General features: G+C 56.2%; 42 protein-coding genes. 1 reads left to right on the top strand and 41 read right to left on the bottom strand.

Going from position 1 to position 21,148, the window contains the following annotated elements; all coding sequences use genetic code 11:
* Window positions 1–243: 243 nt before the first annotated feature.
* The 19 genes from HV796_RS12305 to HV796_RS12215 all read right to left on the bottom strand — a co-directional run bounded on the left by HV796_RS12305 (window position 244) and on the right by HV796_RS12215 (window position 11,574).
* Window positions 244–828 carry a GNAT family N-acetyltransferase gene (locus HV796_RS12305; protein ID WP_175226759.1) on the bottom strand — a complete coding sequence of 195 codons (585 nt, stop codon included), beginning with the start codon at window positions 826–828 and terminating at the stop codon, window positions 244–246.
* Window positions 829–952: 124 nt separating this feature from the next.
* Window positions 953–1,441 carry a hypothetical protein gene (locus tag HV796_RS12300; RefSeq protein WP_175226758.1) on the bottom strand — a complete coding sequence of 163 codons (489 nt, stop codon included), beginning with the start codon at window positions 1,439–1,441 and terminating at the stop codon, window positions 953–955.
* A 199-nt stretch (window positions 1,442–1,640) separates the two neighbouring features.
* A complete protein-coding gene (locus HV796_RS12295; RefSeq protein ID WP_175226757.1) occupies window positions 1,641–2,087 on the bottom strand; it encodes a hypothetical protein in 447 nt (148 codons plus the stop codon).
* A 140-nt stretch (window positions 2,088–2,227) separates the two neighbouring features.
* Window positions 2,228–2,599 carry a hypothetical protein gene (locus tag HV796_RS12290; RefSeq protein ID WP_175226756.1) on the bottom strand — a complete coding sequence of 124 codons (372 nt, stop codon included), beginning with the start codon at window positions 2,597–2,599 and terminating at the stop codon, window positions 2,228–2,230.
* A gap of 804 nt (window positions 2,600–3,403) precedes the next feature.
* The gene (locus tag HV796_RS12285; RefSeq protein ID WP_175226755.1) at window positions 3,404–4,336 is read right to left on the bottom strand and encodes a hypothetical protein; all 933 of its coding nucleotides are present in this window, start codon (window positions 4,334–4,336) and stop codon (window positions 3,404–3,406) included.
* 162 nt (window positions 4,337–4,498) lie between these two features.
* A complete protein-coding gene (locus HV796_RS12280; RefSeq protein ID WP_175226754.1) occupies window positions 4,499–5,152 on the bottom strand; it encodes a hypothetical protein in 654 nt (217 codons plus the stop codon).
* Between the two features lie 597 nt (window positions 5,153–5,749).
* A complete protein-coding gene (locus HV796_RS12275; protein WP_175226753.1) occupies window positions 5,750–6,028 on the bottom strand; it encodes an HU family DNA-binding protein in 279 nt (92 codons plus the stop codon).
* A gap of 88 nt (window positions 6,029–6,116) precedes the next feature.
* On the bottom strand, window positions 6,117–6,509 hold the full coding sequence (locus tag HV796_RS12270) for a hypothetical protein (protein WP_175226752.1): 393 nt from the start codon (window positions 6,507–6,509) through the stop codon (window positions 6,117–6,119).
* A 481-nt stretch (window positions 6,510–6,990) separates the two neighbouring features.
* Window positions 6,991–7,245 (bottom strand): hypothetical protein, encoded by a 255-nt coding sequence (locus HV796_RS12265; RefSeq protein ID WP_175226751.1) that lies wholly within the window; start codon window positions 7,243–7,245, stop codon window positions 6,991–6,993.
* 183 nt (window positions 7,246–7,428) lie between these two features.
* Entirely contained in the window at window positions 7,429–7,740 is a 312-nt protein-coding gene (locus HV796_RS12260) for a hypothetical protein (protein WP_175226750.1), read from the bottom strand.
* A gap of 116 nt (window positions 7,741–7,856) precedes the next feature.
* Window positions 7,857–8,123, bottom strand: coding sequence for a hypothetical protein (locus HV796_RS12255; protein ID WP_175226749.1), 267 nt, complete (start codon window positions 8,121–8,123; stop codon window positions 7,857–7,859).
* Between the two features lie 17 nt (window positions 8,124–8,140).
* The gene (locus tag HV796_RS12250; RefSeq protein ID WP_175226748.1) at window positions 8,141–8,530 is read right to left on the bottom strand and encodes a plasmid fertility inhibition factor family protein; all 390 of its coding nucleotides are present in this window, start codon (window positions 8,528–8,530) and stop codon (window positions 8,141–8,143) included.
* Between the two features lie 18 nt (window positions 8,531–8,548).
* Complete coding sequence (locus HV796_RS12245; protein ID WP_175226747.1) at window positions 8,549–8,890, bottom strand: hypothetical protein; 342 nt, start codon at window positions 8,888–8,890, stop codon at window positions 8,549–8,551.
* A 69-nt stretch (window positions 8,891–8,959) separates the two neighbouring features.
* Window positions 8,960–9,313: a hypothetical protein gene (locus tag HV796_RS12240; RefSeq protein WP_175226746.1), complete on the bottom strand. Its 354-nt coding sequence runs from the start codon at window positions 9,311–9,313 to the stop codon at window positions 8,960–8,962.
* 79 nt (window positions 9,314–9,392) lie between these two features.
* Window positions 9,393–9,767 carry a hypothetical protein gene (locus tag HV796_RS12235; protein ID WP_175226745.1) on the bottom strand — a complete coding sequence of 125 codons (375 nt, stop codon included), beginning with the start codon at window positions 9,765–9,767 and terminating at the stop codon, window positions 9,393–9,395.
* A 15-nt stretch (window positions 9,768–9,782) separates the two neighbouring features.
* Window positions 9,783–10,442, bottom strand: coding sequence for a hypothetical protein (locus tag HV796_RS12230; RefSeq protein WP_175226744.1), 660 nt, complete (start codon window positions 10,440–10,442; stop codon window positions 9,783–9,785).
* Between the two features lie 43 nt (window positions 10,443–10,485).
* Complete coding sequence (locus HV796_RS12225; protein WP_175226743.1) at window positions 10,486–10,974, bottom strand: hypothetical protein; 489 nt, start codon at window positions 10,972–10,974, stop codon at window positions 10,486–10,488.
* A 16-nt stretch (window positions 10,975–10,990) separates the two neighbouring features.
* Window positions 10,991–11,206, bottom strand: coding sequence for a hypothetical protein (locus HV796_RS12220; protein ID WP_175226742.1), 216 nt, complete (start codon window positions 11,204–11,206; stop codon window positions 10,991–10,993).
* A 110-nt stretch (window positions 11,207–11,316) separates the two neighbouring features.
* On the bottom strand, window positions 11,317–11,574 hold the full coding sequence (locus HV796_RS12215) for a hypothetical protein (protein WP_175226741.1): 258 nt from the start codon (window positions 11,572–11,574) through the stop codon (window positions 11,317–11,319).
* A 67-nt stretch (window positions 11,575–11,641) separates the two neighbouring features.
* On the opposite strand from HV796_RS12215, the gene HV796_RS12210 reads away from it, so the two are divergent.
* Window positions 11,642–11,788 (top strand): hypothetical protein, encoded by a 147-nt coding sequence (locus HV796_RS12210; RefSeq protein WP_175226740.1) that lies wholly within the window; start codon window positions 11,642–11,644, stop codon window positions 11,786–11,788.
* A gap of 177 nt (window positions 11,789–11,965) precedes the next feature.
* Here the strand turns inward: HV796_RS12210 and HV796_RS12205 are convergent, their stop codons facing one another.
* The 22 genes from HV796_RS12205 to HV796_RS12105 all read right to left on the bottom strand — a co-directional run bounded on the left by HV796_RS12205 (window position 11,966) and on the right by HV796_RS12105 (window position 21,103).
* Window positions 11,966–12,121 carry a hypothetical protein gene (locus HV796_RS12205; protein WP_175226739.1) on the bottom strand — a complete coding sequence of 52 codons (156 nt, stop codon included), beginning with the start codon at window positions 12,119–12,121 and terminating at the stop codon, window positions 11,966–11,968.
* A gap of 24 nt (window positions 12,122–12,145) precedes the next feature.
* On the bottom strand, window positions 12,146–12,469 hold the full coding sequence (locus HV796_RS12200; RefSeq protein WP_175226738.1) for a P-loop NTPase family protein: 324 nt from the start codon (window positions 12,467–12,469) through the stop codon (window positions 12,146–12,148).
* Window positions 12,470–12,494: 25 nt separating this feature from the next.
* Window positions 12,495–12,728 carry a hypothetical protein gene (locus HV796_RS12195; protein ID WP_175226737.1) on the bottom strand — a complete coding sequence of 78 codons (234 nt, stop codon included), beginning with the start codon at window positions 12,726–12,728 and terminating at the stop codon, window positions 12,495–12,497.
* 19 nt (window positions 12,729–12,747) lie between these two features.
* Complete coding sequence (locus tag HV796_RS12190) at window positions 12,748–12,972, bottom strand: hypothetical protein (RefSeq protein ID WP_175226736.1); 225 nt, start codon at window positions 12,970–12,972, stop codon at window positions 12,748–12,750.
* Window positions 12,973–12,985: 13 nt separating this feature from the next.
* A complete protein-coding gene (locus HV796_RS12185; protein ID WP_175226735.1) occupies window positions 12,986–13,330 on the bottom strand; it encodes a hypothetical protein in 345 nt (114 codons plus the stop codon).
* Between the two features lie 733 nt (window positions 13,331–14,063).
* Entirely contained in the window at window positions 14,064–14,312 is a 249-nt protein-coding gene (locus tag HV796_RS12180) for a hypothetical protein (RefSeq protein WP_175226734.1), read from the bottom strand.
* 9 nt (window positions 14,313–14,321) lie between these two features.
* Window positions 14,322–14,567: a hypothetical protein gene (locus tag HV796_RS12175; protein WP_175226733.1), complete on the bottom strand. Its 246-nt coding sequence runs from the start codon at window positions 14,565–14,567 to the stop codon at window positions 14,322–14,324.
* A gap of 331 nt (window positions 14,568–14,898) precedes the next feature.
* Window positions 14,899–15,303 carry a hypothetical protein gene (locus tag HV796_RS12170; RefSeq protein ID WP_175226732.1) on the bottom strand — a complete coding sequence of 135 codons (405 nt, stop codon included), beginning with the start codon at window positions 15,301–15,303 and terminating at the stop codon, window positions 14,899–14,901.
* Between the two features lie 13 nt (window positions 15,304–15,316).
* Window positions 15,317–15,544 (bottom strand): hypothetical protein, encoded by a 228-nt coding sequence (locus HV796_RS12165; protein WP_175226731.1) that lies wholly within the window; start codon window positions 15,542–15,544, stop codon window positions 15,317–15,319.
* 218 nt (window positions 15,545–15,762) lie between these two features.
* The gene (locus HV796_RS12160; RefSeq protein WP_175226730.1) at window positions 15,763–16,191 is read right to left on the bottom strand and encodes a hypothetical protein; all 429 of its coding nucleotides are present in this window, start codon (window positions 16,189–16,191) and stop codon (window positions 15,763–15,765) included.
* A 12-nt stretch (window positions 16,192–16,203) separates the two neighbouring features.
* Complete coding sequence (locus HV796_RS12155; RefSeq protein ID WP_175226729.1) at window positions 16,204–16,578, bottom strand: hypothetical protein; 375 nt, start codon at window positions 16,576–16,578, stop codon at window positions 16,204–16,206.
* Between the two features lie 16 nt (window positions 16,579–16,594).
* Entirely contained in the window at window positions 16,595–16,876 is a 282-nt protein-coding gene (locus tag HV796_RS12150; protein WP_175226728.1) for a hypothetical protein, read from the bottom strand.
* A gap of 45 nt (window positions 16,877–16,921) precedes the next feature.
* Complete coding sequence (locus tag HV796_RS12145) at window positions 16,922–17,473, bottom strand: hypothetical protein (protein WP_175226727.1); 552 nt, start codon at window positions 17,471–17,473, stop codon at window positions 16,922–16,924.
* A 12-nt stretch (window positions 17,474–17,485) separates the two neighbouring features.
* Window positions 17,486–17,734: a hypothetical protein gene (locus HV796_RS12140; protein WP_175226726.1), complete on the bottom strand. Its 249-nt coding sequence runs from the start codon at window positions 17,732–17,734 to the stop codon at window positions 17,486–17,488.
* 11 nt (window positions 17,735–17,745) lie between these two features.
* Complete coding sequence (locus HV796_RS12135) at window positions 17,746–18,051, bottom strand: hypothetical protein (protein WP_175226725.1); 306 nt, start codon at window positions 18,049–18,051, stop codon at window positions 17,746–17,748.
* Between the two features lie 14 nt (window positions 18,052–18,065).
* Window positions 18,066–18,500 carry a hypothetical protein gene (locus HV796_RS12130; RefSeq protein ID WP_175226724.1) on the bottom strand — a complete coding sequence of 145 codons (435 nt, stop codon included), beginning with the start codon at window positions 18,498–18,500 and terminating at the stop codon, window positions 18,066–18,068.
* Between the two features lie 326 nt (window positions 18,501–18,826).
* Window positions 18,827–19,126, bottom strand: coding sequence for a hypothetical protein (locus HV796_RS12125; RefSeq protein WP_175226723.1), 300 nt, complete (start codon window positions 19,124–19,126; stop codon window positions 18,827–18,829).
* A 13-nt stretch (window positions 19,127–19,139) separates the two neighbouring features.
* Window positions 19,140–19,310 carry a hypothetical protein gene (locus HV796_RS12120; protein ID WP_175226722.1) on the bottom strand — a complete coding sequence of 57 codons (171 nt, stop codon included), beginning with the start codon at window positions 19,308–19,310 and terminating at the stop codon, window positions 19,140–19,142.
* Between the two features lie 23 nt (window positions 19,311–19,333).
* Window positions 19,334–19,729: a hypothetical protein gene (locus HV796_RS44130; RefSeq protein ID WP_246355823.1), complete on the bottom strand. Its 396-nt coding sequence runs from the start codon at window positions 19,727–19,729 to the stop codon at window positions 19,334–19,336.
* Window positions 19,726–20,004, bottom strand: a complete 279-nt coding sequence (locus HV796_RS44125) for a hypothetical protein (RefSeq protein WP_246355822.1) — start codon at window positions 20,002–20,004, stop codon at window positions 19,726–19,728. Before HV796_RS44125 ends, HV796_RS44130 begins: the two co-directional genes overlap by 4 nt.
* 318 nt (window positions 20,005–20,322) lie before the next feature.
* Window positions 20,323–20,538: a hypothetical protein gene (locus tag HV796_RS12110; RefSeq protein ID WP_175226721.1), complete on the bottom strand. Its 216-nt coding sequence runs from the start codon at window positions 20,536–20,538 to the stop codon at window positions 20,323–20,325.
* A 19-nt stretch (window positions 20,539–20,557) separates the two neighbouring features.
* The gene (locus tag HV796_RS12105) at window positions 20,558–21,103 is read right to left on the bottom strand and encodes a hypothetical protein (RefSeq protein WP_175226720.1); all 546 of its coding nucleotides are present in this window, start codon (window positions 21,101–21,103) and stop codon (window positions 20,558–20,560) included.
* Between the last annotated feature and the right edge of the window lie 45 nt (window positions 21,104–21,148).

The raw sequence follows: 21,148 nt of genomic DNA, 5'->3' as shown, positions 1-21,148 counted from the left end.
CATAGAGGCCCGCAGCGGGCATTACCGGCTGCAACAAGGCCGGATAGAGAGCTGCAGCCCATCCTGTCAGTCCGAACACGCGAAAGCTGTTGCAAAGCGGGACGCGTTCATAGAGAGCCGTATGAGGCGAGAGCTTCACGTACGGTTCTGCGAGAGACTCGGGGCGAAACTCCCCGGGTCTACTCACCAGAAATTAATACGTTCTACGGCAGACCCGTGATCGCACCGCCACATCAGGTGCGGCTATTCATGGTCGCGTCTGTCGTTGAGCCCCACAATGGAGCCCACCTCACGACGCATCGTTTGCCACAGACCTGAATCGGCTGGCAGCGCCGCTCCAGGCGAAAAGGTTCTTGCGTCCTTTGGCTCATCGTCAAACCAGAATCCCAACCTACGAAAATGCCGGACAACTCGTGATGCCTTTTGTGGATCGGCCATCGGGACCAATTCGACAAACCAATTTGCTTCGGGCATGCAGTACATCGCAAAACGACGCACGGCCTCGAACATTGCTTCCGAATACCCTTGACCACGATATGCCGGAAGGACGCCATGCCATCGCAGAGAAATCGTGTCGCGCTCGGTTGTCGGTTCGGCCGCAAGCAGAAAGAAACCCGTGATTCCGACGACGTCGCCCGCATCGCTCCGCGCGACATAAATATGGTTCCGGTACGGATCATGTATACCCAGCGCGATGTCGGCCAGCGTGTCAGCTTCGATATGCGCCCTGCGCTCTGGGTCGAATATCTCTCGCAGAGTCGGATAGTCGGCAAACGGGTTGCCGGAGAACACTCCCTCGAGGATGACTACCCCTCCTTCGGTTGCCATGTTGTTCATTCTGCCCAGTAGTTGTACTCGGCTCGCCGCGCAGCTGGTACCCAGTTGGAACGCATAGCCGGCTATAGCACCGTCGGAAACTCAGTTTCAAACCTGCGCACAACTTCCCCCCGCTTTAGACCAAGCCCAGCTCGGCGCACTCATCACGAATTTCCGCCCGATCATCTCGTTCAATCTGACGGTACGTTTCCTCGATCGAGATCTGATAAGCAAGCGTCGCCTCTTCTTCATCAATCTTTGCCTGAGTGTAATCGTCGTAGGCACTCAGGCAAGCGTCGACCAGCCCCTGGAATTCTGGCTGCGCTTGAAGCGTCCGTGCTGCTCGCCATTCATTGACACCAACCAGTCGCCGAAGGTCCGGGAATGCGGTCAGGCTATCCCCTTTGGCGACCAGCAAAAGGGGGCAGCGACCCGCCGCTCCGTGTCGCTCGAAAGCAGCCACCATCAAGGTGGGGAGCGTTCTGCGTGCGAACTCCACACATGCCATCTCGGAGGCACGCAATGAGCGTTCGGTCCGGGTCTGCTGCTTCTCGGCCTCGTACGCCTCGGCATATGGCACAGTCCTTTGCTCATCACACCAGTACGGCAGAGGGAGAATTCTCAAGCGGACAGTCCTGCAATCGCTTCGCTCCATCCACGTAGATACTCACAGACCACCGATAGAGACTGCTTCCCAAGGTTCATACGCGTCCTCTCCTAGCCTTAGGTGCTGATGTTAACCGGATACGCCGCGCTGGCCGTAGTGTTTTTGGGGATGAGGATGGTATCGCCCCCGCCTTTCCTTCGAACGATGATGACTATCGCTATGCCGCGTGTGAAATGGTCTGCCGTTCAAACCACGACACCGCAGCAAGCAGCCATGGGATAGTCGCAAACATAATGCCAAGCGTCAGTTTCTGCGATCCTGTTATTACACCAACTGCGGCCATGTCTCCCGCAAACAGTGCCCAAACGATGGCCGGTGCGAGCGCAATCGTGAAGAGTCCGAGAAAATGCATTGCGGACGCACTGCGATACACCAGGAACACTGCAGTCGCAACCAGACCTAATCCGGCGACGGCCGCACCAGCGGGCATAAACCACGCCGGAGTCAATGCGCTCAATGCTGCCGCTTCGGCACGGGCGGTGATTGCCAGAAGTAGGACCGCGGCAAAGACGGTAAGCAACACCGACGGTGAAGTGAGGAAGCTCGCGATGTCTGCGATCGGGGCTGGTTGGTTCTTGGTGTCGTTGGTCATGATCGTTTTCATCCCATTTCGAAAGAAGTTGCCGGCAGGTCGCGCCAACGCAACCTGGCGCCTCTGCCGGTGTGTCGTACAGTCAGCGCCGTTGTGAATCGTTGGAGACGGTTTCAAAAGCGTTGAATCTCAAATCCTCAACAAAAGACAACTCATACGGGCTTCGTCTCTTTTGCCAAGGCGTGTCGGTACACCATCCAGACAACGACTGCGTAGGCCAGAATCACTGGGCCGAGCCAGTAGTTCTCCGCCATCAGACCACGCTGGATCGTGCCATTGACCATCGGGTAGCCAATAGCCCAGAGTCCCCACGTAGCCACTACATTGAATGCCACCCCACCCATCAGGGCGAACATATAGCGGTTCACTCGCGTTGAAAGAGCTGTTCCCGGCTCGGTGCTCGCGAGCAACAGGAACATCACGCCTGCCGCAGCTATAAAGAGCGCCAACGCATGAAACTCCCCAACGCTTGCACCGCCGTTCCAGTAAGGTGCCAGCGTGAGCATGCCGACTGTCTCAGCCATGCACACGCCACTGAGCACGTACCAAACGCGGCGAGCTGTTCTGTGTGAAATCATTGCTTCGTTTTCCCCCCATTTTTTCTTTACCTCGCGCACACGCAAATGCGCTCACATGCGCCCCAACCATGACTGCCAGCGAGATTAGATAGCCAGCATTAAGGGCAAACGTGTTCGTTGCGATACCAGTGAGGCCGACAAATGTTCAACGAGCCCTATTTTAGTATCATCATGATACTTGTCAAGAAGGTCTGTTTGCGCGCCCGTAGCGACGCGTTTTACGCTCACTTCGGGCAAGCCGAGCGCTGCTGCGGTTTGGGCATGTGTCCATCCAAATCCTTTGTATTTACCTCGAAGTGTGCTGCCTCTACCGATTCCTCAAAATGTCACGATCATCGGTAGCACGATGATCGTGATGGAGTCGAAGCGATCGATGTTGAAGTATCAAAGTGATAACGACAAAATACGGCGATTCCTTGAGTCGGATGGACATCCACAATCGCGCCTATGCGCATGGGATCTCTGTCCAGTTTTCCGCTGACGGCCGCTGGCTGCTCAAGATCGATTTATCGCGTGCCCCGATAAGATGCTCGTTTCATCAGGACCTTACGTCGTGGCACGCTGTCCCATCCTGTGGCCGCTAAAGCGACAGGCCGATCGCCCGCCGCGTCGTCGTACTGATCTTCCCGGGGTTGACCAGTAGTCGCCAGGCGCGGACATCGGGTAGTTCGCCTCACGAGACCGGCACGGAAACCGCGAGTCTGGTCGGGGCGGTACCGAAGACGGCGCAGCGGTGCAATCTGTCTTTGTCTATGTACTTGAAATTAGATCAACGATGACACCCATATCGATACCAAAGCGTTCCCGATTCTCGGGGTGAAGATCGATCATAAACATCTCATCCCATGCCCTTTGCAGCTCAGCTGGAGGAGGTAAAGGAGGCAATAGCGCCAAACGGCGCTCCAGCTCCACGCCCGACAACGTATTGGCGACACGCATTTGATACCGCATTCGCTCTACGCGTAGTCGCTGTTCTTCAGGGCGCATCGAGATGATAAGCGGTTTCATCATGGCTTCGTACGCGAGAATGGCAAACGGCTCACTCTCGAAAACGACCGGAGCGACTTCCCGGGAAGCGCCTTTCGTGATTTCGCCGAGATTGGCGTTTCTATCCATCCAGCGTCTGTAAAACTCTTTGGTTGCCCATAGCAAGTTGGATGGCGCTACCTCTCTATCTGGGCCCACAAGTGCGACCGCGGGTGCCCGAGGGCCACGATAGAAAGCCTGAATCGCGGCAAATCCGATGCACGCCGCAACGACGACTACCAGGTTGCAGTTCGTCGCCACATTGAGCCGTTGCAAGGGGCTAGTAAGCTCGTCCCACCGCAGCAACTCCGTGCCTCCGTTACTGTCTGGTCCTGCGAGGCCGTCGGTATCACCGTGGGCCTCAAGGTGAAGCACTGGCTTCATTCCTGTCTGTTCTGCATAGCTTATTGCACGATCAATGGCCGCGATCACCTCGGCCTTGCTCTTACAGAGCACATATGCGGCCCAACCGGGTCGCGAGGTTGGAATGCTTGGGTCTTCCAACCAATCGTGCAGACAGCGCCCTGTCTGGAGTTCATCCGATGACAGCCACTCGATGATCCAAAGGCTGGTTGTCTGGACCGTTGCCATCACAGGAGGACGGGGCAGGCTATCGAAAAGCTTTCTCTCGGCATCAGTTAGATTGTCGTCTGTCACAGCTTCACCTGCGCTTGTGTCGAACTCGATTGTCCGCCCAAACGCCCAAACCACTCGTATTGACTTACAGCATCTATCCTTGCCCTCGCTCGCAACGCCGCCGGCAGTTCTGCGTCAAGAATCGTATATGTCGCTCCCTGTTTCGCTTAGTTGGGCCTGTGGCTATTCAGCAGCCAGGAGCCCGCGGTAGTTGTCCATTAGTCTTATGAGGAAGCCGGTGACACATAGCAATGTGGTAGCGCCTTTCAAGTGTCCGTAGCTGGCAAGGCCGTGCATCTCTGCATGACGGTTGGCTACATCCCCGAGCCCTTTCGCGTCCTCGGCAGTAGAACAAGTCGCAAACAGTTTATCGTCGATAAAGTGGTATAGGGAAAATAGCTCAATCGCGGAGTCACCGGTCACTGGCAACGCGGCAATAACGCCCTTAAGCCATGTGAGCACATCGCTTTGCTTCGGGCGAGTCCTTCCCCCTTGATAAATGTTACGCGCGAATGCCTCGAACTCCGGCATAAGGGTGCGGACTACAGAAAGGTAGTTTCCCTGTTCGTAGTTAGCTAACGCTTCGCTCATGGCGACCCGCGCCGTCGGCGCCATATGGTCAATCATGTACGATGTCAGTCGCGATCGGAGTTCCGCCGCGACCTTCGATCGACGTGTCTCATACCAGCCTGAGACAGCGGGCTCCATGGCATCGTCCCGGCCGTCGGCAAGCCGTACCAGCTCTAGCTGAAATTCGTGCTGCATCAGGCTGATGCCCGGCCAGCCTACGTCCCGAAGAGCTTGGCCTGCCGCGGACGCAACAGCAATGGGATCCACAACGACAGCCTCGCCTGGCATAGGGTCCAACAGCCAGGGACGCGGACGTACCAAAGGCCATATTCCCGTGCCTCGCACCTCTCGCGCCTCCATGTTGCGCCGGACAACGAGCGCTGGCGAGAAATTGACGGGAGCTTTGGCGCGATCTCGTGTGCCACTGTCTTCCGAACTCACTGATAAAGCGTCCAAATCACTCGGACGCCTCCCAGAAATTCCCCTCTGTCTACCGCGACGCGACGCCAGCGGTTTGTCGGTGGCGGATTCCGCTCCCCATATGCCCGGCCACCGCCAGCATTGATCCGATCCCATCGCGCCATACGCTTGCCAGCAGTCAAAATGCAAACCATATGATTTTCAACGACGCGCAGCTCGCGCGCTCGGGTCGTAGCATCTTTGTATGAGTCTGCCGCAACGAGCACATTTACGCCGCGCATCGAGCGCGCGCTTACGACAAACGCAGCATCCGGCAATTCTAGTTTGATTGCCGACGCGGCGATGTCAGCCGGAACCCTTCTTCTCATGACCCACCTGCCTTCGCCACTTGGACGATTACGCAACTGAATTTAAAGCGGCCACTGTTGTGATGAACTGCGTCGGTTACTTGCCGTTCACCGCATCCTTGAATGCTTTGCCCGCGGTGAACTTCACTGTCTTCGCCGCAGCAATGGTCAACTCAGCGCCGGTCGACGGATTTCGCCCGGTGCGCTCGGCACGCTGACCGGTCGAGAAACTGCCGAAACCGACCAGCTGAATTGTTTGCCCGTCGCTAACTACACGGGTAATCACTTCGATAATCGCGTCGATCGCTGCCCCGGTCTGAGTCTTGCTGTCGCCGGTCTTCTGCGCCACCGCTTCGATAAGTTCCTGCTTGTGCATTGGACACCTTCATGTGATTGTCGTTACTGAGTCGGATGACTCACGGTTGCCGCCGAGAGTGGCAACGATCAGGCATCCAAGTTTTGGCTTAACGTGCAGCCTCCGCTTGTGCGTTAAGCCGGCGGATGCGAATAAACGCATCGACCGACGACAGAATCCACGGTAGAACCGCACCGAGTAGTAGCAGATACGTTCGCCACGTCCACCCGGAATGACTGCCCGCCGAGAACTCAACGACTGCGTCCCGCGATTCCACCTGGACCTCGCCGGGTTCCCCGATCCAAAAGCGACGCACCAGCGGATCGCCGTGCAACGCCACGTCATGGTAAAGACATGCATTGCCGGGCCGGGCCTGCGCTTTGACGATCATCCAAAGGCACGGGTGCGGATCATTCACATCGGCGTGCGTGAAATCCGTCGAATATTGCACGCAGTTGAGCAACGCGAAGGTAATGACGCAGCGGATAACAAAAAAAATCATAGATTGCCGCTGCCCTTACGCTTGAACTAGTCGAATCATCATTGTTCGTTGTCTTGTCTCCGGGTGTATCTGATCTCATCGAGATGAACCCGCCTAGTTTCAAAAGATCTTGCTTCATGTTGAAGCCCGTTTCTGCGCCGTGTACGTAGTCGCATTTGCGCTGCGCACTTCGCGTCTTGGGACCTCGTGGTGCTTCACTGCGCCGCCCCTCTTCCTGGTGAGACAAAATAAACTCGATAGCAGCAAAAATACAGTTGTATAGTGCCGTCCATCGACACTCACCATTGAGAATCCGGCCATTTCGAAACCAGAATTATACGGCTCGAAACTGTCCAGCGGGATCAGCTTCATGTGTGCTTTTTTTTAAGTGGCTAGTTGGCCTCCTCGAGAGTGCGGTCTGCGACCCAAAGATCGATAGGTTGAAGAAGCTCTTTCATCCACTTCAAAATAGAATGCATATCGCCTTTCCCCGTTTTCCATTTCAACGCAACGCAGTTTCCACCGGCGTCAAGATGTATCGCTTGTCTGCGCCGTCCGACTGACGCACCGTGATTCCAGCGTTCATCAGGATCATCAATGCAGAGGCCGTTTTGCGAACCGTGTCGTGTTGACCCTCGAAGTTACCTCGCTCATACCCCTTCTTAAAAGCGACAGTCGCACTACCCACTGCGGTCGTTGCTGCCACTATCGTTAAGATGGCGACCAAGCCCACCGGATGAAAAGCAATCTTCTTCACGATCTCTCCCATGTTTCACGCCGCGGCCGGCATTTCAGATAGAGCAAGCGATACCGCTATCTGATTCTGCATGATGATCGTCCCGCTTTACGGTCTATCGCGGCGGTCCGTCTCGCCGAGGCGGAAGACCGCACAGGAGCGGCACCGTGCCGACGACATGCGCGTTGAACCAGTGTTTCCGAATCAATGCTTGAGTATTTGGATGATTTGCCAGATCGCAAGCACGTAACCAAAGATGACGCCTACCGCGCAGAAAAGTTTGGCCGATAACGTATCCGTCAACCGCGCCTTCAATGCTCCGAGAAACAGCCCAACGCAGCCACCTACGGAGGCCACGACATTGACCCAACTTGGAATCGTAAAAACAATGCCGTCCGCCAACGTGGCCGCGACCATCGGCGCGAGGATCACAAGCAAGCTCGCAATGAGCGGTCTGGCCCAATCGTTCCGTCTGAACCACGAGTCTTGGTGGTTCGTGTTGTTCGTGATGGCCATTGAAGATTCTCCGAAAAATTTGATTGATTCACTGGTCCACGCGACTCGCGTGGACGGCTTATGGGGGTGGGTCGCGGAAGATATTAACGTCTAGGGTCATGCTCTTTTCCGTGGCGTCAGTAGTTCGGAGGGTCGTGGCCCGTAACCGCCTTGTATCGCGCAGCAGCGTTTTCATCCGTCCACGTCGTCAGTTCGCCGTGGTCGAGGTTTCGAAACTCCAAATCCTTTTCGGTCATCATCTCGACCACTTCGCTCATATGTGCGTGGCAGAAAAGAGCCAAGGCTTTTGGCTCTTGCGTACCCCGCATGCTGCCGACGCTGCTACACCCCACCTCGACCGCTTGCATCGTCTTGAGCGAGACGAGGAAAAAGACCGTGCTCATACGTTTTCCTTGGTCTGTCACAGAATGGTGCCAATCCGATCTGCAGTTCCAAACCGGGTCATGAAAACGTCCGCCTGCGCGGCTGGCACTTCAATCGGGAGACTGCTCAATCCGTGATCGCGCAGCCAGGCGAACCGATGACGACCATTCGTGAAGCCGACTACCCCTTTCACATCTAGGCAAACCGTTGGCATGGTGATGCACGCCGCTTTCGCGAAAAATTCCCCGAACTGCGCGTACCGGCCGGCATGCTGCGACCCTGCTCCTCCCGGGCCAATGAAGTCCTCGGCGCTGAACCACGCTTTGTTCAAAGCTGCTACGGCAACCCAGATTGGCCGGTCGGTCTCAATGTCCCACCCCTCACCGATTGGCTGCTGCTTCCATGCTATGTTAAAAATATCGGCCATCTGCGGTTTCTCCCGGGCTTATGACGCTGCAGCTTCTACAAACTCAAGAAGTTCAACGGCGAACGCAATAACGATGTTCACGGAAGCAAGCTCCACAGCGGTGGTCAAGCCGAGTTCCACGGCTTCTACCTTGTACATCTCACGCAGCCCTTTCGACATCACGTGCTTTCCGACAGGAGCCCAAATCCCCCCCTTTCCGAATGCCTCGACGTCGACGTTGAAGAGGACGGATGCGGCAGCCTGCACCGCGTTTAGTTGCCGCTCGCTTGGGGACGCCATTGCAATCGACGACGTGATGCGCAGCTCGAATCCGTACCTGCGTAGTCGTCGAAGGGTTTCAAAAATGTTGTTCGTAGCCATTTTTATCTAATGGGCTGGGCTGCCGGCCGCGCGCGGGGCGCTCAGGCGCCAAGTGTTTTCCGTGGTCGGTTACTCGAACTTCGCAGACAGCTTCAACTTCACCAGATACGACCGAGCGGCCAACGCGTTCGATGCTCCAAGAAGGGAACCGATCACGCCAAACCATTCGCTGGTGATTCTGCACACCTTGGCGATCAGCACGCTGCTGCAAATACACGAGCTTCGGTCCACACGCTTTGCTTTTGCACGTTCTACTTCTTGTCCCGTTTTCTGACCTAAAAGAGCTGCACACCGCGATCGGTTGCAATGGGCGAGGACCTGCAGAAACCTCTGCCCTAATCGCACTTCGACAAACTCGGCCTCCTTGCGAAAGCGAACTTCATCCAGCACGTGGAACGTGATGATCTTTGACTCTTTGGCCATAGCCAAGGCCGGCGAGGACAACCTCCGCGCCATTCAAAAGCATCTGTTGCACGTCCCGTTCGTCCTGTTCTTCGGGCTCTCAGGTGACACCGCGATTGCGCCCAATCGCATCATGAGACAACGTTTCAACCTCGTCCAAGTATCCTGAAAACGCATCATGAAAACTCGGATTCGAGCGTGCCTTTTGCAAGCGGGCCGACAACAAACTCGCGCACAACATCTGCGTCACGGGATCGTTTTCCGGATCCGCTGCATTGATAGCCAGCACCTTGCAGGCGATCAAAAATGCGCCGGGTTTGCCTCGTGCCAAAGCGGATCCTCTCATCCGTTCCATCTCGCGCGCAATGTCCAGCCGCTTAAAAGCTGCGTTTACAAAAGCTTGGTCATTGTGCTGCGCCTTCAGCTCAGCGCGAACCCTAGCTTCGAACCACCTAGCTCTTATTGCCGTGAACATAGTGGTTTCCGATGGTTAGACGTGACGGATATCGAATGTACGGCTATGCAGTCCACCGATCCGAACCTTGTCCCACCCATTTCGATAAACCGGGACACCCTTTGCGATCGATCCGACCTCACCGCTTACGATTAAGACCCCATCGGTCGTTTCAATCTCGGTAAAGCGCTCCGTGCTGGAGAGCAATCCACCTTTCGCAACCGTTGTGCGAATCGAAACGAGTTCACCTGCCGGAATGAACCGATTCTTGGCGTCTTCGTCAGCCTTGGCCTGCGCGCGATCAGCAAGCCGGACATCCTTCATTTCCGGTCGTGTGAATCTCCACGAAAACACTCCCCAATAGACGAGTGCGCCACCGACGAGAAGCATCGAGCCAGCGACATCAACCGGAAGGTGTGTGATCCCGTGGACGCGATACATCCGCTCCCAAACGCCGGGATCGTAAGCATCTGGCCGCTCGCCAAGGCTGTCCCGCACGAAACGAAAAAAAGCGTCACCGCAGCTATCCAGCCCGAGTAGGGCAATCGCAGCGCCACATGCGCCTATCGCCTTGCCGGATGAAAAGGCGTACATGTTTCGCACCGTGTCAATATAGAGCCACTTGACCAGCACAGCGAGTCCCATCCAGTACGTAAGCTGGAGCAGGTATTGAAGCAGATTCGTCGCAAAAACCATCTTTATCCTCTTTCCCCGTTTCCCTTGTGGTGAAACCTGCCGTTCACGAGTCTTTTCGGAAGACGTTGGGAACGATCGTATCCACTATGTTTCCGGCGATGGTGCCAGCATCCTTGAGGGCTGTAACGGCTCTCCCGGCTTGTTGGCCTACTGACGCAGCCTCTCGTTCGAAACTGAGTTGGTGTGCGAGCGCCGTGACCTCGCAGCGCACAAGCTGACGGCCCATGACGCGCACTTTTTTAGCGTAGCTGTCGGTGAACATCGATTGCGTCCAATCCCAATCAAGCGATCCCATCCATGCTTCCCAAACCGAACTTGAGCTAGTTGCTTGCTGCGGTCTGCCGTTGAAAGCATCAACGGCAGCACCTACCAATACTTCAAGCCCGAGTACGCCGGGGCCGAGCGCAATTTTCTCGCCCAATGTAAGGCCACGGTCACGGCTTTTGCTGATACGCGCATTGTCCTGGCGTAGCGCCTCATCGATTTCGCCTTGGGTGGGCGGGTCAAGGAAGATGTTGATTGTTTGGTCCATGACGTTTTCCGTTGTCTCAACCACGACGCGAACACTGCCCGCGAACGATCACCGAAGAGCTGACAGGGATGATTGTGCGGTACATCGGCCGGGCCATCAGTGCGGCCGCCGAGCACACGCCCGCCGCGATCAGCCACGAATGGAACAGGCCAGCGCCGACGGACATGCTCAGTGCGGCCAGTACGTGCGCTGCAATCCACAGTGGCAAGTCACGCTGCGAAACGTAATCCAAAATTGTTCTCATAATTTTGAGTGGTCAAACCCAACGACTTACGGGAATCGCGTAGTCAAATCGCCATTCGAAATAGCCGTCGCTCGCCCGCTCGTATTCCGATATGAACGTCAACTCCAGTGCCTGTCGCGGCACCAGTCGCGTAGAAACGCTTGAATAGCTTCGTGGTTTTGACGCGCCCACCACGCGACGGCAACACCGGGAAAATGCTTTTCCAGCAAAGCCGCGTAGGCCCGTGAGTCGTCTTCCGACATTCGGGGAAGGCGATGCAACTGGTCGAAGAAGATCGTACCGTTAGCTTTCTGTCCTTCGCCCCCGCGCTGAAACAACACTTTCACTTTACCGATGGTCTCTTGCTTTCCCCACATCATTAGCTCCTTGTTTTGCGGTTCAACTCTTGCTGACGACCTTGAGCCGGAACCCCGGCGATTTAACTTGTCCATCGAGGGTCACAGCCTGTCCAACGAATTCCACTATGCGCTCGACAGCAGCGCGAATCTGCTCATCCAACGGGCGCACCTGAAGACGGTCGCGCCAGTGATCGATGGTGATGCACGGCTCGGCCATCCATCTTCATCGTAGATTCGCACAGCAAATTCGCTACTAGCGGCCCGAATCCTCACCGGATCGCGCGCCGATACTGGATGAACGACTTCTGCCCCGAACCGACTGCAAATCGCGCCAAAGATGTGCTCGAAGACCGCACCTTCGCGTGTTTGGGAGGGAGTCGCTGACATGGCGTTTTCCTGTTCGCCGCGATCAGATCCCGAGAACGAACTTGCTGAACGAGGCCATGGGACGCAACGGGCCTTCATGAAAGACCATGATCCCGGCGACAATCAATACAAGCGCAATGAGATAGGCCTTCAGGGAAGGAACCGACGGTGTCGACCCAGTGTTTGTCTGCTTCGTCATGTTCAATTTTTCCCAGTTTTCCGTTCAGTGCCGCAGGGCGATTTTGACGTTGCAGTTTTCGAGCATCGCACTCGCGTCGACATCGGCATACGCCTCACGAAGCTGCGTCAGGTCGGATCGGGCCATGATGACGCTCACGTTCTGCGCGAATCCTTCCTCGAACCGTTTGCGTGCGTGCGCTTCACAGTTCTCGGCGCTGCCGTCGCCGGCTTGAGCGGCGGCAACAGCCGTCGCTTTCGCGGCGAGGCCGAACCCGGCCACCGCTTCGTCCCACGTCAGACCAGAATTCATCGCCTGCTGCACAAGCTGGTCAACGAACAGCCCGATCTTTGCTTTCGCGTCGCTCATCTAATTTCCCCGTTTTCCGATCCGTCTAGTTGCTTGAAAGCGGGTCTTTCACCAACGCCTTGAGTCGCACGATGTCGTCGGCGTTGTGCGTACCTTCAGTCAGACCCATCCAGAACAAATACGCTCCCATCGCAAAGTCGCTATGCATGATCCGGGTAGCAGCGCTGACGGCATCATCAGCATCGGCCCTGGCGCGCCTGATTTGGCGCTCAGCCTCTGACGTGATATCGGCATAAGTCCAGGTTCTGTCATTCGTCATGCTTCGCTTTTTCGTGGCGCTAATGGATACTGAGGCGGGCGCGGAGAATGCGCAGCGCGCCGCGCGATATCACCGAGAAGGCGACCAACGCGCAGGCAAACACGAAGGCAGGAAGCAGGAACACAGACAGCATAGGTTCATCGCCAAAGAACACAAACCAGCCCGTGATGATCGCAGCTGCAATGGCGAACACTTCGCTACATACACCCACGCGCGCCCAAAATTTCGATTTACGTGAAGTCATTGGTTTCCGATGCTTAAGTGCTTCGAACGGCAATGGTCACCGCTTCAGCGCCCTTGTCGCCGCGCTGGCATTCCCCGCGCCAGCCGTAGCCGGATTCGACCGGCTCGTACTCGGGGGCGTTCATATAACGCATCCATGCGTGGCGAGGGGCGGGAAACTCGTAACCGGTACTTTCACGCTGCATTGCCTCGACCGCAGCGGCGAGCTCAACGTGCCCCTCGATAACGAGCGTGTCGCAGCGTTCGTTAACCAGCCAATCGACAGCCATCGCGGGCCAAGCTACTACATCATCTGTTCGCGATTCAGCGATTACCATCGTTACCGGTTTGGATTTGCCGTCTGCGTAGAGTCGTCCCATGCGTAACCCCGTTTTCCTTGGTGCTGTTGACGTTGCATTTGCTCGACCACCGGTATTCACTTTCTCTTTCTGAGGTCGATCCCGTGACGAGCCAACAGTTCCATATTGTGCCTTTCGTGCGGCGATTGACTCTTTTCTTTCTCTCTTAGCCTATGTAAAGCCAACCCGGTACACAAAATCACGGCCGCAACCGTAATGATCGCTATTTCAAGCATGTTCTGTTTGCCTATGCCATGGATCGTTGCACCCTAGAGGCACGAAATGCGCGATAGGCCAGAGCGAGTTGGGCTGCTACGGCTACGCAAATTGCGAGCGTACCGACAATCCGATGCGGCACGCTGATGCAACCCAAAAGCGCGAGCACGAGGCAGCTCGCACCCAAGGCAAGACGAAGGCTGCGCACACTAAAGCGCCTTCCGTTCCGCGCTGCTGCCACAATACTGGCGATGCCGACGAGAAACAAAGCGACAACAGCGACCACGTTCATTGAAGACATTATAATTTCCCTGAACAAGTAGTTTTTCCCGGCTACCGGCCGTACGGAGCGCACACAGAGCACCAACAGTTTTCCTAGTAGCCCGCAGCCATCACCGCTCCGATCATCGCGGCGCATACAAGCGGCGTGAAGGCAAACTTCCATTTGCCGACGCAAAGACACCGGATTCCCCGCGAGCGCAGCAGCCGCTTCGATGCCGTGAACGAGGTTCCACACGTGCATGTCTGTTTTCTGTGGTCAGTGGCGAACTGATGCAAGCACTTCCGCAAACGACTCGCGCGAAAACAGCGGGCCGTGGTCGCGCTCGGTTCGACGAATTGCGGTCTTCACCTTGCGCGAGCCATGTCGACGCAGTCGATCAATCTTTCGCTCAAAGCGCTTCTGCTCAATGACGATCGGCACATATGAAACGCCGACGTCCATCGTGAACACCTTGCCGCCTCGCGCCTCAATCGCGCGGATAGCTGCTTCTTGCGGTAAATGCATTTTGTTTTCCTATTGATCCGATTCGAATGCCTTCATTCCGACCACAACCCCATCGCTGTACTGTTCGTCCAGCTCGAATGGCAGACTGGGTTTGGCGCGCATCGCTGCCCAAAACTCATTATTTCGCTCGTCAACAGGCGCAATCACGGCATTGTGCTTGGCGGCAAGCTGTGCGAGGACGCTCGTGGCATAGCCCTTTTCCTCACGCGTCGAAACGGTTTCTATGAAGTCAATGAAAACAAAACGGTTCGGCACGTACCGGTACGCTACACGGCCTACCCGCGTCCCATCAGCATAAAATGGTGGCCCTCGGCCTCCATTTTCTTCGGGTCGATGAAAAATAGCTGCTTTCCTGTGTGGCCCGCGCGACTCGCGCCAGCGCTTTTCCTAGTTGTCCCACTGCGCGCTGTACTGCGCTCCATTGCAACGACGAGTGAACTCGTCTGCAAGCTCGCGCTGCGCTTCTTCTGCGCGTTCCATATCCTCCGGGCTGCATCCGTCGATGATGACCTCGGTTTGCAGTATGTCGCCAACTGGCCTAGAACAACCCGTTTGATATCGCGTCTGTTCATCGCTTGTTCTCCAATCAGTACGACGCAATACCGCGTTCCACAGCCACCCGACCGAGTAGATCCAAAAAGAAGCGACTTAACTGAATCTGCACATACTCCGCACCATTGGCCATAGTCACGCTGTCGAGCACACAGAACGATGTACTGACGCTTGCGGATGCATCCCGGAATGTACGCGGTTGCCGTAGCAGACCTGCCAAGACAACCCCTACGCCATTGCGCAGCATTTCTGCGACATCTGCCTCTTTCATTTCTTCGGGCTCCAGCTCGGGCTCTACTGCTTTCATCAGCGTCGCCACAGGGACCATTGCAGTCCCGCCCGATGCCGCAAGAGGTGTAGCGCCGAGCATGGCATGAGCAAAGCGGTGTTCCAGCGCGCTAAGTCCCAACTCCTGCGATAGTAGTGAAAGTGCTGTCATTACTTTTCCGGTCTCAGTTGAGTTTTTTCACGACGACCTTGCCGCCCTCGATATCGGCATGTTCGTCATTTTGCAAAAACGGTTTGCCATCCGACATCGTACTGTTACGCAGCTTTGCCGTAACTTGCTCCCCAACTGTCGGCTGCGTTTGCTTGCGTTGTTGAAACCGCGCGTGCGCTGCCTCGAATTCTTCTTCCGTTTTTGCGGAACGCAAGTCCACCATCAGATCAAGTATCGACATAGTGCTTTTCCTATGCATGAGCGTCGGTCTTCGAACCGACGCGGAAGCTCGTAATGAGGAACACGGCTGCGGCTACACCAACCACAATTGCGACAGGATTGCTGCCGCTGAGAGAGCGCGTAGAGCGCACCCGAAAGGGACAGCCACGCGGCGAACGTAACCAGAAATCGCGCGACACTCCCGCACTGAGTGACCTCAGTCCGTCGGCGTTTTCAAACCTAAGCCCTTTTTTCGCCGGGATTTCGCTTGCACGTCGGAGCGTCAGCTTGTTCCTGCGGAACGATAGTCAGGGTATCCTCACGATTCCAACAAGCGGCGAAAGCCCAAGCCGGGTTCACAGCGGCTGTATCTTGCAAAAATGTGTTTGCGATGGTGAAAAGGGACGCACTATTAGGATCATAAACTCGCACGGCGTTATTCCAAAGCAGGTCCGAATTAACTACGGGATCCGGTCCCGCCTGCCAGTCAATCGTCCAGCCGGGGCCTACCACCCGTGAGACGACCATGCTCATCTTCTCAGGCCCATGCATGTGCCAGTCGTTTTGCTGCGCAGTGGTGAGCACAGACAAGCGCTGCCAGCTCACTGCGGCAACTGCCGCGCAACCAAGTACCGCCGCACCGATCCACAGTCTTCTTTTACTCATCATGTTTTCCGTCGCCTACTTATTCATTGATCGAGAGACGCAGGAGAACAAGATCGAGACGCACCCCGCCACGAATCCAGCGAGGGTCAGCGAGAGCTCTGCGAGCTGGTATCCGGACGTGATCCATGCGCCCAGCAATAGAACGCCAGACAAGAGCGCCCAACGCCCGCAAAACACCTTCGCCCGCGGCTTCAGCCACTCGCGGTTGACCTCGCGGCTTCGACGGTCAGAATGACGTACCCAGACGTCCACCGCATCTCGGTTAGCCTCTCCGAGCGGTTTGCCCCACATTCCCGCAGCCTTGATGTCCGCGTTCAGAGCGTCATTCGACTCACGCGACACTTTGTTCGGAGGCGAAGGGATGAAGTAGTCGAGAAGTACCTTAATCACAACGTTCTCCGATGGTTCAGTACACTTCGCCGTTGATCGAAAGACCGGCCGGTCGGGCTTCAAAGCGGTATTGGCGATCCCTCTGATACTGCGGGTCAATCTCGCGGAACAAGCGATCGATTTCGCGCTCGATGTGGCTGTTGTCAGCGCCGAACAGACGTACAGTCTTTGCGATGCCTTCGCCGTACTTCTCAACCATGAGCGCAGCGAGCGCCGGCGTTTCGGCACCACGGGCGACATCGCTATGGCGGCCATCAGCGTAGGTCTGGATTTCTTCGATCAGGGACACGTCTGCCATTTGAATTCACTCTTTAGTTCGGGCTTCCGGCGTGAGCATTTCGAATTACTGCGTCCAGAAATTCAGTTTTGGCCATGCTTGGACTCCATCACGCGCTCGAATCGCGCAGAATCCTGCGTGTGCGAGTCCGTGAATGCCAACATACATCCGGACCTGCAACGACAATCGGATCGCAGCGCCGTCGTTCTCGTACTCGTCATCCCGAATAATTTCGACGTCCGGCAAGCCAAGTGCGACACCGGCAGACCAAGCCCACGCCGTTGCCTCTGGGTCTGAGTACTGGATGGCAGCCCGATAAAGCGGTTCGTCGGGATGTGCCGTGATCCTTTCAACGATCTCCAGCATTTCTCGCTGACCGGCATACAGGTTCCCATCCATCAATGCCCGGAAACAACTCGGCGTAATGGCAAGATGACCTGCTTCATGCAACAGGCTCGACACCCGGCAGTTTGGATCGATTGCAAGCGCTCCCTGATCAATTCTGCAGCCCTCCACGAAACCCGTTGCGCCAACCTCAAATCGCGATTCGATCCCGATTTCATTGAGGAACGAAACGACTCGGTCACGCGTGCGTGGCGCATCAACCTGATAGGTCATCGTTTTCGTTCTCTAGTTAACCGTCACAATCTTTATCCCCCGCTCGGACGCCAAGTACAGCGCATACGACAGGCGAGACAGTTCTTTCTCATAGTCTGTAACAATGTCGCTTGGCTGGAGCCGGTCGCATCGCGCAACGAAGAAAGCGCGAACTTGCGCAAGATCAACTTCGCCACGTCCGATGCCCGTCTCTCCGTAAAAGCTCTCGATGAGCGAGTCGGTAACGACTTCACGCTTATCGCCGATGGTGAATTCAAGCATCCTGAGTTTTCCTATTTGCTAGCAGCCTGTCGGCCGGCATCGGTGATCCAGTAGTAAATCAGGTATTCTCCTGCGCCGACTGCGAAGCGCTCACTTACAGCATGTTTGCGCCTGACCAGCACGCGCCCGGCTTTCACGTCGAGCGCAACGCCTGGTCTTTTGCCGGCGATGATTAGCGCCTCCATCTGGGCTCCGGAAAACCGAACGATAATCCCCGTGCCGCCACTCAAATGAAGCCGCTCTGGCTGTATTGATCCGGCGTCGACACGCGCGAGCACCTGCAGGCACTCGTCAATGGGCAGGCTATAACTGGCCATCCTGCTTTCCGAGGTCAGCGCGACGCGTGCCGAGCGTCATCGATCGCCCGGTCTGCCAGGCGGTTTGCCACTTCGTCACAGAAGCGGTCGGGCTCACTCATCGTCAGTTCGCAGCCAAGAAAGCTGGCGACATAGCCGGCGGCAGCACCCTCAACCGTCTCGGACGCGATCAACGCTATCGATGCACCGTGCTTTGACGCGCACGTTTGCATGTCCGAATGAATGCCGATCGCTCTCAGCTTCTCGGAAGCGTCTCGCAGGATCGCTAGCGCGGCTTCATTTTCCAAAATGTTCATCGTGGTTGTCCTGGTGCCGGAGCTGGTCAGCGTCTTCCTACTTATTTGAGGTCTGGTCATTCGCCGCAGCGCCTTGAGCGCATCCCTGAAAATACAGAGCCTCCCCGTCGCCGGGCGTTCGTGCACCGCGAGGATGCGAATACGCTTGCTCAACCGACTCGTGAATAACCTCTCGTAACCCCTCTCTGCTCTTATCGTCGGTAATTGAAGTGATTTGAGGACCCAACATCGCGCTGACGTCCATATTTTGAATGGCGTTATCGGTCACGCTCTGGTCCGTACCCGCATCGCGTTGTTGATAAATCCAATTGACGACTTTAGCCACCCGGCTGCACGCATCAATTCGGACGGAGAGCGGTGGCAACTGAGTTTGCCCTACCGCTTGGGGCGCGACAGCAGTGCTTATCAACCAGAGCATTGCGCTCGCGAACATTGAACGACACCTTTCGGCCTCTCGCTGATTCATGATCGTTTCCGATTCAACGTCGGTTGTTGATGTACGTCGAAACGGCTCCAACGACGTCCGTTTCTGACCCAGCCACGTCCCAAACTGTAGGCCAGCCACCGTACTTGTGCGCGAGGTCATGGTGAACCATCCAACGCCCCCCAGAGAGAGCACTGACGCACAGCACATCACCTTCGGTTAGATCCTCATCGACCATCGACAACCACAAAAGGTCGCTGCTTTCCGGATCATTCGGTTCGTGGGCTTCGACCTTCTGAACAGATGCACCAAGATTGGCGAGCAACAGTGGCGTGACGGAATGTAGGTCTGTCATAACGTATGTTTTCCTAGCCCCGCTGACCCGATGGGCGCGAAACAAAAGCGATCGCCGCCAGGCCGGCGACTATGGCGACCAAACCGAAGCCCATGGCGAGCTTGAATCCTTCACACATCGTGACAGTGCTTGCCCCGAGCCCGCCGCCGATCCATAAACCGCTTTCAAACGTTCTTTTCACCATCACTGTGTTTTCCGTTGTTTCGTTCACCACGCAGGCGTGAAAACGCCAGGCTTCAAAATGAGATTCATAAAGTGGTGCGGGGTCAGCGCGACCCGACGCTTCTTTGGCCGCTTCAGCACCTCGAACTTGCAGGGTTCCACTTCAACCAATAAACCGCACCCTTCCGGCACCTCTGAAGCCTCGATCATTCCAACTGGTGCCGGGTAGTACAAGACCTCTGCGATCTGTCCGTACCCGGCCCGCTTCTCGGGACGCGCCACGTCTGCGAGAGAATCCACACGACTTACCTTTACCTCATCAACGCACAGATTGATTCGCTGTTCGTCGTAGGTTGCAGCAACGGAGAACACGTCTGGGCGAATCGCCTGCCTGCCTCCCATTTCGCGATCGACAAGCAATTCGATATTTTGCCAAGTCACACGTCCTTGGCTCTGTCGCCATTGTGCCAAGCGGCCCGCCAAAGCGTGATGTGGCTGACAGCGTTCAACCTCGCGCGCCTTCTCGGCCGCAACTTTTGCTCGTCCGCTTGCGTGATGCGAAAGCAAACGCCGGAGCCTAAGCGCTCGAAGCGCTCCACCATGCCCAGCGCGGCGAGGTCCAAGTCAACACCGTCAGTCATCCCGGCACCGCCGTTTGCGCGGCCCTGCCAGTAGAACCGCAAGCGCTTGTAGTGTTGGCGCGAAAGCGTCGTCATCGCTTTTCCGATACGCCTCAAGGCCAAATGGAGCAGATGGCGAGCATTACGCTCCCCGCCAAGATTAGGCCGCAAATGCATTGTTTCGCTACTGTGTCTGCAGGCCGGGTTTTTAATAGCACCCAGAGCAGGGCCAAAGTAGCACTACTTGTCGCGACCCATCGCGCCACATCGGGCATCGCAATCCCGAAGCGTCGAAACAATGCGAACACGACATACACTAGGGCGACAATTGTGAGACTCACCACTAACTGCCTGCCCAAATCGTTTTTGCCAAGCGAATACTTCGAGAGTTGAACCATTCTGTTTTCCTTGGCGTTAGCGTTCTGCACCCGCATCCGCTTTCAAGCGGCGACACAGCACCAATCCAAGTGGCAGCACAATCGCAAGCACGACAGTTGCATAAGCAAACGGCGCCGCCTGACCGAACTCCCGAAAGCATTCCAAAACAATGCCCCCAAGAACGAGGAAGCCCAGCACCAACAGTGCGATCCCGGCGATCGCTGGACCTAGCGCCGAAGCTACTTTCTTCATTTTCCTGTTTTCCGATCCGTTACGCCGCAGAGGCCTCGCCAGATTCTTCGGGAGCGGCAAATACATGCACGCAAGCGAACGTGCCCATGCCGACTACCGCGCCGATAAGCTCGATAGCCGATAGCCAGAACGCGGTCCCGTCTGTCGAAACGCCCCACGCGAATAGCAGGAGACAGCCGAAGCCCACGGCGAAAGACACGACCTTCGCGATGTTGGAAAACCATGAATATCGCCGCTCACTCGCGAGCAACGCGAGAGCTTGAGCGATGGTCGTCCACATTGCGCCGGTCAGAAACGCAAAAAGGGCGACGCCGCCAGAGGCTTTAGTCACAGCGCTGAAATGGTAGGCCGCGCCTGCTTCAGTTACGAGGTCGTAGCTGGCATACGCCGCGAGAATGGCCGTTGTCACATAAGCCGCCGTTTCGATTTTTACCTTCATGTCAATGTTCTCCGTTTTCCGATTTTCCTGCTCGCGCGTGTTATCCCACCTGGCAACCAGTTTGCCGACGAACCACACCGAACCCACGATCCAAGCGATGGTCAATACCCCAGCGATAATCTGCATGTCTTTTCCTGTTTGCCAGCGACAGGGCTTTCCGTGAATTCCGGA

Origin of the sequence: Paraburkholderia humisilvae (assembly GCF_902859855.1) — a bacterium.
Taxonomy (GTDB): Bacteria; Pseudomonadota; Gammaproteobacteria; order Burkholderiales; family Burkholderiaceae; genus Paraburkholderia; species Paraburkholderia humisilvae.
This window is presented reverse-complemented; position numbering and strand designations above follow the sequence as displayed.